Origin of the sequence: Desulfobaculum xiamenense (assembly GCF_011927665.1) — a bacterium.
In the GTDB taxonomy this organism is placed as follows: Bacteria; Desulfobacterota; Desulfovibrionia; order Desulfovibrionales; family Desulfovibrionaceae; genus Desulfobaculum; species Desulfobaculum xiamenense.
In genome coordinates this window covers 344,471-356,858 of sequence record NZ_JAATJA010000001.1, presented here as the reverse complement: position 1 = coordinate 356,858, position 12,388 = coordinate 344,471, and the positions used below count along the sequence as shown (strand labels likewise).

General features: G+C 58.5%; 11 protein-coding genes. 3 read left to right on the top strand and 8 right to left on the bottom strand.

What is annotated here, in order from left to right; translation table 11 throughout:
• Positions 1-328 precede the first annotated feature (328 nt).
• From GGQ74_RS01635 to GGQ74_RS01625, 3 genes are all read left to right on the top strand, one after another.
• Positions 329-766, top strand: a complete 438-nt coding sequence (locus GGQ74_RS01635; protein ID WP_245168071.1) for a virion core protein, T7 gp14 family — start codon at positions 329-331, stop codon at positions 764-766.
• Positions 767-1,167: 401 nt separating this feature from the next.
• Positions 1,168-1,650, top strand: a complete 483-nt coding sequence (locus GGQ74_RS01630; RefSeq protein ID WP_167939802.1) for a DUF6538 domain-containing protein — start codon at positions 1,168-1,170, stop codon at positions 1,648-1,650.
• A 408-nt stretch (positions 1,651-2,058) separates the two neighbouring features.
• Positions 2,059-3,408 (top strand): deoxyguanosinetriphosphate triphosphohydrolase, encoded by a 1,350-nt coding sequence (locus tag GGQ74_RS01625; protein WP_167939801.1) that lies wholly within the window; start codon positions 2,059-2,061, stop codon positions 3,406-3,408.
• Between the two features lie 264 nt (positions 3,409-3,672).
• Here GGQ74_RS01625 and GGQ74_RS01620 read toward each other — a convergent pair whose 3' ends face one another.
• From GGQ74_RS01620 to GGQ74_RS01585, 8 genes are all read right to left on the bottom strand, one after another.
• Positions 3,673-4,197, bottom strand: a complete 525-nt coding sequence (locus GGQ74_RS01620) for a hypothetical protein (protein WP_167939800.1) — start codon at positions 4,195-4,197, stop codon at positions 3,673-3,675.
• A 9-nt stretch (positions 4,198-4,206) separates the two neighbouring features.
• Complete coding sequence (locus GGQ74_RS01615; RefSeq protein ID WP_167939799.1) at positions 4,207-6,840, bottom strand: hypothetical protein; 2,634 nt, start codon at positions 6,838-6,840, stop codon at positions 4,207-4,209.
• Between the two features lie 511 nt (positions 6,841-7,351).
• Positions 7,352-8,515 carry a tetratricopeptide repeat protein gene (locus tag GGQ74_RS01610; protein WP_167939798.1) on the bottom strand — a complete coding sequence of 388 codons (1,164 nt, stop codon included), beginning with the start codon at positions 8,513-8,515 and terminating at the stop codon, positions 7,352-7,354.
• Positions 8,516-8,519: 4 nt separating this feature from the next.
• Positions 8,520-9,206, bottom strand: coding sequence for an energy transducer TonB (locus GGQ74_RS01605; protein ID WP_167939797.1), 687 nt, complete (start codon positions 9,204-9,206; stop codon positions 8,520-8,522).
• Positions 9,203-9,619, bottom strand: coding sequence for an ExbD/TolR family protein (locus GGQ74_RS01600; RefSeq protein ID WP_167939796.1), 417 nt, complete (start codon positions 9,617-9,619; stop codon positions 9,203-9,205). Before GGQ74_RS01600 ends, GGQ74_RS01605 begins: the two co-directional genes overlap by 4 nt.
• The gene (locus GGQ74_RS01595; RefSeq protein WP_167939795.1) at positions 9,616-10,200 is read right to left on the bottom strand and encodes a MotA/TolQ/ExbB proton channel family protein; all 585 of its coding nucleotides are present in this window, start codon (positions 10,198-10,200) and stop codon (positions 9,616-9,618) included. The genes GGQ74_RS01600 and GGQ74_RS01595 overlap by 4 nt, the downstream gene beginning before the upstream one ends.
• Entirely contained in the window at positions 10,197-11,606 is a 1,410-nt protein-coding gene (locus tag GGQ74_RS01590) for a MotA/TolQ/ExbB proton channel family protein (protein ID WP_167939794.1), read from the bottom strand. Before GGQ74_RS01590 ends, GGQ74_RS01595 begins: the two co-directional genes overlap by 4 nt.
• A complete protein-coding gene (locus GGQ74_RS01585) occupies positions 11,606-12,376 on the bottom strand; it encodes a DUF3450 domain-containing protein (RefSeq protein WP_167939793.1) in 771 nt (256 codons plus the stop codon). The genes GGQ74_RS01590 and GGQ74_RS01585 overlap by 1 nt, the downstream gene beginning before the upstream one ends.
• Positions 12,377-12,388: the final 12 nt, after the last annotated feature.

Sequence of the window (12,388 nt, the reverse complement as noted above, 5' to 3'; positions counted from 1 at the left end):
AAGTGACGACAGTGTAACCTAGGTTTCAACCTACCCAATGGACCTACCCACTCCAACAAGTAAGGCATCTTAAGTATAACTTAAGAAGCAACCTAAGTGTGCAGACAGGATTGATGGAAGTAGTAGGATAGGAAGAAGAAGAAAGAGTGAAGACTTAAGTTAATCCTAAGACAGCTATAGTACATATAGGGGAGTGGTCAGATATCAAAAATGAAGAAATTTGTCAAGACAAAACGTAGTAGTTTTGAATTTTTGTGCACGTCTTCACAGCTACCTACATTATAGCAACCTTTTAACAGTGTATCAAGATTGAATAGGAGACAGGTCTATGTGTGAACCAGCTTCAGTAACTGCCGGAACAGCCGCAGTAGGTGGAACCACAGCAGGCACTACTGCCGCAGCGTCTACGATTACAGCGTCGCAGATGTTCATGTACTCCCTAGCCATTGCCGCCGCTTCTACAGCCGCCAACATGGTCGCTCAAAGTGAACAGGCGAATGCCATGAATTCATATCAAAGCGAAATGGCAGACAATTACAACAAGACAGCGGTCAAGAACGCCGAACTCGCCAACAAGGATTACATTGAACAGACAGCCGCTGAAAGCATCGCGCTCATGCAGAAGCAAGAGGCGGCAGCACAGGAGGTGCAACGGATTCAAAGGGAACGTCTTGAAAAGCAAGGGACGGCTTTGGCTTCAAGTGAGGCGGCTGGTCAGTCACTCCAGTTCCTCATGGACGACTATCACAGACAAGAAGCCCTCTAATGGATAAATCCAGACATCTTCCAACCACCTGCAACAGGACAAATTCAACGTCTCTTTGCAATTTCCATCTTCGACATGCGATTGGGATTTCGGTTCGAATTCCGGCAAGGAAGACATGAGCTAATTATGCCTAACGCAGTGGAATCAATTTCAACTATGCAAAATCTTGACCAAGCGTGATTCATTAGCTACAAAGGCATGGTACACACTCTTTCACTGAAAACAGGATATAACCCTGTATTTTCAGCATGTTGGAGATTTTGGGATTCCCACCAGTGAAATCCCACCCTCTCCGCCATTGAGATCATACCCCCCTGATTCGTCAGGGGGTTCTTTGTTTTCAAGGGCTTTCGGCTTCCCAACTGTTACACCAAGGTGCTACACTGGGAGCTATGAAAGACATGCCGAAACACACCCACCTTCACCGCCGCAAGGGGTCGAACAGCTACTACTTCCGGGCCAAGGTTCCCGTCGATTTGCAGGAGCACTACCGGAAGCAGGAGATCACCTATAGCCTGCGGACCAGTGATCACAAGAAAGCCCTCGAACTGGTCAGGGGCGCCGCCGTGAAGCTGGATCAGGAGTTTGCCGAAATACGCCGCCAACGCGACGCAAAGCCTATCCAGACCTTGAGCAAGATGGAGATGGACCGCCTTGTCTTGATGCTCGAACATAGCGTTCTGTCTGCGGACGATGAGTTACGCATGGCAGGGAGCTATGCCCCGAATGGCTGGCTTAAAGACCATGCCGTCGCTTCGCCCGAAACAGCAGTTCCGCCACTTCCTCGCCGGTCATTGCCCGCCAGTCCATCTTGTCCAGTTGCGTCTGCGGTCGGCCCATGGTCGTTCTCCTCACGATGTCTATCTGGCGCTCAACCCAATTAAACACGGCACCTGATGAATTTTTACGAAACCGCATAAGCTCTCAGCGCGACTTGGACACTTAGTTAGTCTACAGCAACGCAAAACGTTCACACTGAGGACATAGAAACAAACGACGTCATCCCATAGGCATAATTTACGAGCATCTCATACGCCATCAAAGGAGAACACAGCTAAACAAAGCAAAAACCGCAGCGACACCATTGACAACATCACAACATTTAACAATAATATACAACTTAAGGTCAGAAAAACAGCAACAAGACCTCTCCACCAACTGAAAAATTATGACATATAATCATGCGACAATCTGTCTCATCACTTTCGGAAATGCTTTAACAACAACGCACAAGAAACCTAGTCAATAATTTTGCTTAACAACACTCTGCAACAAAACTATACACAAACACCATGCTTTCACCCACTGAACAGCAAGCAATATGGGAAAAGTTATTACATCCACACCGTTTTTCTCGTAAAGAAAACAGTGTTTTTGAATTTAACCCGCAACGCAACCCTTTCATTATAGACTACGACCGAATCATTTTCTCGAGTTCTTTCAGACGACTTTCAAAGAAAACGCAAGTTCATCCACTAACTCGAAACGACCACATCCATAATCGCCTAACACACTCTTTGGAAGTCAGCTGTGTTGGCAAAACCCTCGGCACTCGCGTGGGTTATTTTTTAAAAGGCATTCAAGCGCTTCCAAATCCTTTTCAACCGGAAAACATCGGTGAAATTGTACAAGCTGCATGTCTAGCACATGATATCGGCAACCCTCCGTTTGGACACGCAGGCGAATCCGCGATCCAAGATTGGTTCAAAGACCCGATAAACTATCTATATATCGAGCCACTCACTGCCGCCCAACGAACAGATTTTCAGGCGATAGACGGAAACGCACAAGGATTTCGAGTTATAAACTCTATCGAAAACAATAAAGATTCTGGAGGGTTGAGACTAACATATCCGACGATTGCGACAATGGTTAAGTATCCCAACTCATCGCACCAAGCAGCGGGCAGAAATTCTACGAAATTCAACTACTACCAAGCCGAGCAAGATATATTCAACAATATATTTTCCAGCCTCAACCTCATATCAGGCAACGATACTTTTCGCCATCCCCTTTCATACCTGAGCGAAGCAGCTGATGACATATGTTACAGAATTATTGACATGGAAGACGCAAGAGAACTTAACATTATCAATTTAGACGACATCATCAAAATTACAGAACCATTATGTGGCAAAAACAACATCGACAAAGGGAAATTATCATCTATGGACTCTGACAGGCGACGGACCAGCATGGTCAGAACGCTAACGATTGGAGCCCTTATGGACTCAACCATTGAGGCCTTCAAAGAGCAGTACGAGTCCATAATTTCCAACACCCACAAAGGGCCAATCACCAAATACGCAGATGATGATACGAAGAAATACATGTCAGATGCCAAGGATATTTTTTATACAAAAATAATTAAAAACCCCCAAAAGACAGCCCTCGAAATTGGATCTTATACTCTGTATAAACGGCTCCTTGATGTCTTCATTCCTGCGTGCTACAATCAAGTCTTCAACAAGACTCTTACCTACAGACAATCGCAGGCTCTTTCCCTCATGGGCGTTAATGCCCCCACGGATCAAGACAAAATTTACAACTCTTACCTAAGAGTCATCGATTTTATTACGGGCATGACAGACTCATATGCCACATTCATATCTAAGCAATTTTCTGGAACTGCACAGAATTAAGCTTTCAATCCCCCCGCAAATACCTGTCCAACTAACCATATACAATTGATTCCAGCCTGCCGACAACTTACCGAAGAATAATTATCAAACACCCAAAAACTGACAATGATTCCAGTCTGTCAACGTCAAAGCTCAGACCATCCATCGCCATTCGCCAATAAGAACGGGCCTTTAGATGAAAATCTGAAGGCCCGTTTTTCGTTGGGTTACGACTCGGCAAGAATTCGTGACTCGATTTGTGACTCGATTCCGGAAGCCCCGCCGCTACGCCCCCGCCTCGGCCAGCGTGTTCTGCTCGGGCACGTTCTCCGGCTTCGGCCACGCGGCCTTGACCGCCTCCATATGGGCCTGCCATGTGCCGTGGTATTGCATGTCGAGCTGCTGCTCCCACGTGCCGTAGGCTCCCTCGCGGAACATGGCGTAGTGGGCGCGCTTGAAGGCCTCCACCTCGGTGGTGGCAAGCTCCGGCGGCGCGAAGGTTTCGCCCTGCATGCGTTCGGCCAGCCATGCGCGAAAGGCCGCCTCGTCGATTGACGCGACGGCATCCGGGCCTGCACCGCGCACGCCTTCGGCACCAGCCGTCTCGCCTGTAGCCCCCACGCCGTCGGCACCGGCCGTCTCGCCCGCGCCGCCCGCGTCGCCAGTCTCCACCTCGCCCTCGACCAGCGTCACGCGATAGAGCGCGCGCAGGGCTTCGCCGCGTAGGTATGATTCCACAAACATATCCAGAACATGCTCGGGCTTTCCGGCCCGCGCCACGCGCTCCACATCCTCGAATGTCTTGAACATCCTATCCTCCTAGGCCACGGCGATGCCGGTGTCGTAGCTCATGTATCCACACAGGACGGTGTTGCCGTTGTCGTCGATCTTGGTGATGACGTTACTGATTGCGGACAGCAGACCGCCGAACCCGAGGCGGGTATTATCAATAACTAGCTCGCTAAACAGGACGCCCACACGATATGTCCCGCCCTGCGCATAAAGATGTACGTGTAACAAAACGGCGTTGTCGTTAGCCGCCCCATCGCGGACGATTCCATCAACATACACCTTACCCACATACTGTGTAGGTTCACGAACATCAATTCGCTTTGCTGCATACCGCCGGGTTGCATTACTGTTGAACGTCTGCACGGAATTAATGAGGTTCCATGCGAACTGCGCCACGGTAGGTTCGGCGCTGCCATTAACGTACAGCGCGTGCCACGGAACAACGACAGGGGTGTATGGGTAATGTATTGGTTGTAGCACCCGTGCTCTCGTCTTGTACCGTACGCGCACAGCGCTATTGAGGCGCATATCCTCGGCGGATGCATACCCGAGAGCGGCGTACACCTGCCCGGCATCAAAGAATATCTTGTTCTGGACGTCGTCCTCGGTGTGGCCCACGCCGCTAGGCGGCCACACGCACTTCGGGGATGCCAGCCACGTTCTATCGGCGGTGAGAAACTCCACCGCCATGGCGTTCCCGAATTTCTTCCGTGCCAATTTCAGACCGACGATGCTGGCACTAAAAATAGCATCCCCCAGCAACTGGCTTTTCCACGTCTTGCCCTCCCAGTAGGCCGGGTTCAGCACTGCGTCGTCCCCGACGGCGAGCAGACTCAAATCTGGCGCGTCAACAAGCCGGAATTCGATCCTGTCGATGCGGAGATGATCAACGACGCTTTTGATATTCGAGAACAGGTAGAAATATTCAAAAACAATCGCGGTAGGCAGCGTAATCTCAACCGTGGTTGTGGAGCCTTTTGACCACCCTGTAACGCCGTATCCGCAGTGCAGATCAGGCCCGTTTCCGATTATGTTGATAGACCCGGCCCCGGAGGTCGCGAGGAGTTCACCCGTGATGCGGACCCGGTTTGCCGTCACTGGTGTGGCGAGTCTGTAAATGAACGTCTTTCCGGAGTCCTCGTCGGACGCAGTTGGATCGGTCGTGACAACGTTCGTCGCGCTGTCATATGTGTTGTTGTATGCGGTTCCGCCAACGGCCCAACCGCTGCAGCCGGATGCATACACGCCCGCGACGTACTCATCATTGTACAGCGACTCGATCCGCCCACCGAGGAAAATGTCTGCGACATCAAGGTCTCCTGACTGCTGATCATCGGGAGCGGATGACGAGCGGAAAATCATGACGGTGTATTGCTTTCCAGCGGTGAAATCCGAGGCCACGTCCCCGTGCTTTGGGTGAATGTGGAAGGTTGTGGGTAATGCACGGAACACTTCATACATAGCCCCACTGTCCGATGTTACATACCCAACAGCAACACCGAACGAATCCAAGTAGTCGAGCACCTTACCCATTGTTAAATCGGGGTGAGTTCCAACGATCCTCATAGATGTGAATGGCCCCACCGAGTAATGATCAATCCATGCCATAAAGTCGCATACCACCGTCTCCATCGCCACCAGCCGCCACTTTCCTTCCGTGCCCACCGCTCGCCCCGCGATGAGGTCGGCGAGGGCGGTGTTGAGGATGGTCTGGCGGTCCTGACAGGCGGATTCGGCGTTGGCGATGGCCCGTTGCGCGGCGGTGGACTCGGCCTTCACCTGCCCCACCTGCGCCGTGCCTTCAGCCCTCACCTGTGCCGCCGTCTGATTCCCGGTCTCGGTCACATCCGCCTTGGCCGCATCGCGCGTGGCCTTCACGGCATTCTCGGCCTGCGTACGCAGCGTGGCCACCGCGTTCTCTGCCTCGCCCCGCGCGGCGAAGATGTCGCCCACGGCCTGCCCGCGCAGGGTCGAAACGGCATGTTCCGCCTGCGAGCGCGCATCCGTAATCGCCGCCTTGCCCGCATCGGCCACGCTCTTCGTCTCGGCAAGGGCCGCCTGCGCGGCCGTGCGGTGTGCGCCCGCCGCATTTCGCGCGCTCACGGCCTCCGCGCTCGCGCTCTGCGCCGCAATGCGTGCCGCCACAGCCTCGCCGCGCGCCGCCCATGCATCCGTGGCGGAAGCCTGCGCGCTGCCGCTGGCATTTCGCACCTCGTCGAGATAGTCGGCGGGGGCGGTGTCCGAGGTCACGGCAACCTTCACGCATCGGCCGACTTCCTCCTTCAGCTGCTGGCAGATGCGCGTCAGCTTGTCGTCCGCCTTCTCGATCTCGCGCACGTCGATGGCGTCGGCGTTGGACCAGCTCCGTTCCTGCGTCAGCGGCACGTTCTGCACGATGGTCAGCGTCCAGCCCTCGGGCATGGGCGCGCCGGAACGCGGATAGCGCACCATACCCTCGCCCGCCGCGCCGTCACCGGTGAGCAGGAAATCCACGTCAGGCACGAGGTCCACATCCTCCATGGTTCCCGGCACCGTGGCCGAAGGCCGACGCAGCACCACCCGCACATGCGCCGGGTCGTCAAAGGAAAACCCCACGGGAAACCCCGTGGCACTGCCGTTCCCCTCATACCGGGTCCGGCCCACTGTCGATTCAACACTCATCCGTCACTCCTTGCGTTTGGGATCGCTCATCACGAAACGGGATAGAGACACAGCGTTACGCAATGCGCGGCACGCACGAATGGCAGGGATGCAGAATGCGCGTAAAATTACATAGCGCTAGCGATTACCGACTTTATCCTTGATAAGCAGAAAATGGAAAAGCATGCGGCGTTGGACTCATGCCTTGATCTAACGATTGACCACGCAGTTCAAGAGAGACTAGATTGACCTCACGAAGCCTTGACGTCGGCCAGGACGGTCCGACCCTCTTTGAGGGAACCCCCCGGAGATACCGTTGAGGCTTCCTCTCGCGGAATGTGCTCGATGTGAAGCCCGTGGCGTTCTCACCAACGAATGGTACGAACGAATTCCATCGGGCACATTCCTTTCATCACACGTGACACACGCAAGTAGCATTCACTTTCAATGCGTTCACCGACGCTACAGACAAAAAAAAGGAGGGGCACGCCCTCCTCTCTCTTTGGTTCACCATCGAACCCCTTTGCACCGCCTAGCCTTGAGTCTGCGCCAGCGTCTCAAGTGAAGCCAATGCCCGCGTCGCCTGTTCGCGAAAGCGCCCGGTGTTCGCGGCAATGCGGAAGTTCTCTCGCGCGGCGTCCCAATTGCGACGCTCCCATTCCACGAGCCCGAGCAGATAATGGGCCTGTCCGGACCTCTCACCGTGGACCGCAGCACGGGTCAGCGCGTCGGCAGCGGCATCGTAGCGCCTCGCCGCGTAGAGGATGCGCCCCTTCTCCAGCCAGCGCCTGCCGCAGGGCTTCTGCCGCAATCCGACATCGAGCATCCTCAAGGCCTCATTGCGTCGTCCGGCACACAGATAGGCCCGGGCCATGCGGTCGCAAAGCTCCGGCGACGGCGCATCCGAAAACGCGCCCTCCAGCGCACGCGCGGCCATAAGCGGCGCCCCCACGTACATGTAAAGCTGGGAAAGCGTCTCGCGCTCCTTCTGGGTGGGGGGCTTGAGACGATAGGCAATTTCCAGCGCGGCGGCCGCCTGCCGATAGCGCTGACGTTCCGAGCGCACATTGGCGAGTAACTTCCAGTAGCACGCGTCATCAGGGTGCATGCGCAAAAAGCGCAGCAGCACCCCTTCGGCCCTGTCCCAGCGTTCGAGCTGAACAAGGCAGTGGACCATGAGTCGCACCCACGGAGCCTTCGCACCCGGCAGATCGACCAGCGGAGCGAGCACGTCCACTGCGCGTGCCGCATCGCCCCCCTGAAACAGACATGCGGCCGCCTGATGCCGCAGGCCAAGGCGCGGCCTATCGCTCTGGTCCGCAGCCCGCAGAAACAACTCCCCAGCCTCCGCGAAGCGCTTCTGCCGATAGCGTGCCACGCCGAGGTTCATGAGGATGTCCGCACTACCGGGTTCGTCAGCCAGCGCAGCCTCGTAGACGGCGGCGGCATCGTCCACGCGCCTCGCCTCCATGAGCCAGTTCCCGTAGATGAGACTCCCAAGCGGATGCGGGCGCTCGCGACCCTCCACATACCCGGCCAGAATCCGCCCGGCACGCTCAGTCTCTCCGCGTTGCATCAATTGCTGCGCCTCGTGCAGAATGCGGCCCGCAGCGGGCGCAAGCGGACGCGACCAGTCCGCCATGGCCTGCCCAACGCAGACAAGGCAGACCATCATCGTGATCAGAAAAACGCGCATAGGCCTACTCCCTGTCGAAAGTCACAGGCACAATGGCCGTCCAGCACACGGGACGACCATCCTTGCTGCCGGGACGAAAGCGCCAACGCTCAAGCGTGATTCTAACGCTCTGCGCGAAGACGTCCGAATTCTCTCCATCCACGATCTCCACACGCGCCACGTTGCCCCGCTCGTCCACCAGAAGCCGCGCACGAACGCATCCGGCCAGCCCGCGCCGTTTGGCCTGCATGGGGTACGGCGGTTCCGGCGCGAAGAGTAGCGCCGGACGCTCGTCCAATTCGCCGATGGCCAGCGCTCCCCCGGCGGGAAGCGCCGCAGGCGCGGCAAGCTCCGCTCCGGCGGACACGGCGGGAACGGCCATGCCCTCGGCCAACGCGGGATTGATGTCGAACTCCACCTGCGGCAGATCGAAATCGAGCTTCGGCTGCTCCACGGCCTCGGCCGTGTCGAAGGTCTCGCGGGGCATGATCTCTTGGAGCGTTTCCGGACGAGGCGTATCGGCGGCGTTCTGCTCGCTGGTCTCGGTCCGTGGCGTCGTCAGGGCCGAAAGCCGCACAGCGCCCAGATTGTCCGGAGCTTCATCAGGAAGTTCCGGATTCGCCACCAGAAGCGGCAGGATGAACAGCGCCGCGTTCACCAGCAGAGCGCACAGCCCGCAGGTCGCCCAGCGCATTCCTTTTGCAGCGGTCAACTCGGCCTCCGCGCGGCAACGCTCACGTTCTTCACTCCGGCCTCGCGACAGGCGTCCAGCACACGGATGAGCACGCCGGACTCCGCATGCGCGTCCGCAGCCACCATCACCGCGCCCTCGGGAGTCTGCGCGAGGAAATGCTCCATCCACGGACGCACGGAGCGAATGTCCATGCTCTTCCCGTCCAGCCAGACCACGCCCTGCGCATCCACGCCCACCACCACGCTGACGTTCTCCTTGCGAACGGCGGTGTTGGCCACGGGGCGCTCCACGTCCACACCGGATTCCTTCACGAAACTCGTGGTCACGATGAAGAAGATGAGCAGGATGAACACCATGTCGATGAGCGGGGTCATGTCGATCCCGGACGGCTTTCCGCGCCGTCTACGATAGGGGGAGCAGTAGGCGCTCATGCCGTCACCTCCCGCGCGCAACCGCGCTCCACGGCACCGAGGAAAAGTTCCATGCGCCGCCGCAGCCGTACGGACATGCGATACAGCAACCCGCCCGCCACCATGCCCGGCACGGCCACCATGAGCCCGCTCTGGGTGGTGATGAGCGCCTGCGAGATGCCGCTTGCAAGCCCTCTGGCGTTGCCGGTGCCGAACTCCGCGATGACATCGAAGGTACCGATCATGCCGGAGACTGTCCCCAGAAGCCCCAGAAGCGGAGCCACCGCGGCAAGCACGAGGATCGTGGGAATGCCCTTCTCCGCACGCGCGGCGTGGCGGGAAACCAGCACCCGACACAGTTCGACGTCCAGCTCCTCGCAGCCGGAGCGGCTACGGAGATAGTCGCGTGCGATGGCCTTTTTCCAGCCCGCGCCACCATACCCGCACCCGCCGCGCGACGTGCAGCGCGGCCGCAGAAACCCGAACAGTTCACGCGCCTTGAGGAAGATGAGCCACCACATGACGAGGGAGAGCGCCACAATGGGCACCATGACCACACCGCCGCTCGCGAGGTGTGCCTGAACCAGGCCGACGAGGCTCATCGTCCACCTCCGGCGGAAACGAGACGCGCCACCAGCGTGGTGCCCTTCTCCTCCATGTCCGCGACGATGCGGTCCACCTTGCGTTCGAGGAAATGATGCACCAGCGTCAGCGGCACGGCCACGGCAAGGCCAAGCTGCGTGGTGATGAGCGCCTCGGAGATGCCACCGGACATCATCCGCGCATCGCCCGCGCCGAACACGGTGATGACCTGAAAGGTGTCGATCATGCCGGTCACCGTACCCAGAAGGCCCAGAAGCGGAGCCACGGCGGCAAGAATGCTCATGGTCGGCAGGAAGCGTTCGAGCTTGGGCAGTTCCTGAAGGATGGCCTCCTGAAGGCCCTTCTCCATGCTGACGAGGGTTCCGCCAGAATGCAGGATGACGTGGCTGAGCACCCGGCAGGTGGGCGTGCTGCCCTTGGTGCCGAGGCACGACGCGCACTTCTCGATGTCGCCGCGTCCCGCCCAGACGAAGGCCTTGTTCATGCGGCATTCCCGACACACGCGAATGCGCCACAGCGTCCAGAAGCGTTCGCAGGCCAACCCCAGCCCCAACACGCCGACGAGCAGGATGGGCCAGACGAGGAATCCGCCGCTCCCAAGCATGGCAAGGATGCCGTTGCCGGTCTCGAAGCGTCGAAAGACCTCGCCACCGGAGAAATCGAGCGGCGCGTCCGGGCGCTCACCTTCGGCGAAGCGCCGCATGGCTCGCACCGCGCCGTCGAGGTCGCCGGGTACGGCCTCAAGCGCGCCGTCCGCGGCGGGACGCAGAAAGCCCGCGCCGTCCTCGCCGAGATAGGCCGCGCCAAGCGCGCCCAGCCGGACCACGGTTCCGGTTCGCTCGCTGCCGTCCTCGGCTATCCACGCACCCTGCCGCTTGGTCACCTCGCCGGCGGCCTTCATCTCGTCCAGAAACATATCCGCGAGGCTCCGGATACCGGCAAGGCCGGGAAAGCGCCCGGTCTCAAGCAGGGAATCCAGAGTGGGCAGGCGCTCGGGCCGCTCGGCGGTAACCGGGCTATTGAGCGCGCGCTCGCGCATCTGCCGCGCCGCACCACGCACCGTGCCCTCGATAAGCTGCATCTCCTGACGACGGTCCTCCAGGGCGCGACGCATGGCGTCCTCGCGCTTCACGAGAGCATCGAACTCCGCCACGAGCGCATCACAGGCCCGCTCCCGCTCGGCATGCTCCGCACGCAGACGGGCCAGTTCCGCAGAAAGAGCCTCGCGCTCCTCGCGCACGGTCCGTTTCGTCTGGTCGGCGTCGGCTCGGGATGCGTCGCGCAGGACGGTGACCTCGCGCACAGCTTCATTCCATTTTCCGGCCTGACCGGCGGAGTTCACAGGCTGAGCCATGGCGGGCAATGCCAACAGCCAAAGCGCCATGCACATGATGACAGCACGCATCAGCGCACCTCCTGAAGCGGCAACGCCACGAGTTCCGTAAAGCGGCCCGTCCCGATCATGTCGCGAAGATGCGCCACGCTACGGGCGTATCCGTCGGGAAGCGTCACAAACCCACCCTTGGCCGCGTCGTAACGACCGGCGCTTTCGCCGTCAGGCGTCAGGCAGTACAGGCCAAGGCGTCCGGCCCGGACCACCGTGACATGCGCGGGGCGACCATCGAGGCTCACGCTCTCGGTCGATACCTCGGCGCTACGGCCATAGGCGCTTTCCACTTCCAGCGCCTCGAATATGCGGCGCAGCTTCTCGCCGAGGCTCAACTCATGATCGTCGAGCGTCGCCTGAAGGAAATCCACACGCCGGGTGCGTTCCTCCCCGAGGAAGGGCAGGTCGTCCCGCACGAAGGCGGCGAAGCCGTCCACCAGATCGTAGAGATACGGTTCGAGTCCGCGCTCTATGGTGTCCAACTCCTCGCGGGTGCGCTCCAGTTCCTCCAGCCGCCCCTTGAGCTCGCCGACCTGTCGCTCGTACTTCCGCTCTTGGAAGGAAAACCACAGGTTCTCGCTTTCCAGCCGTCTGATCTCGTCAACCATGGCGGCGCGGCGCGCCTGCCAGCGTTCGTTGTCCTTCTGCGCGGCCACTTCCACGTCTATGGCCTCCCGAACCATGCCCTCCGCGGCGTCGGACGAGGCGTGCGCGAATCCGCACGCTCCCGCCACAAGCCCCGCGCACAGCGCGATGGTTCGGATGGGTCCAACTATGTCTCTCTTCATTTCGTATTCCTT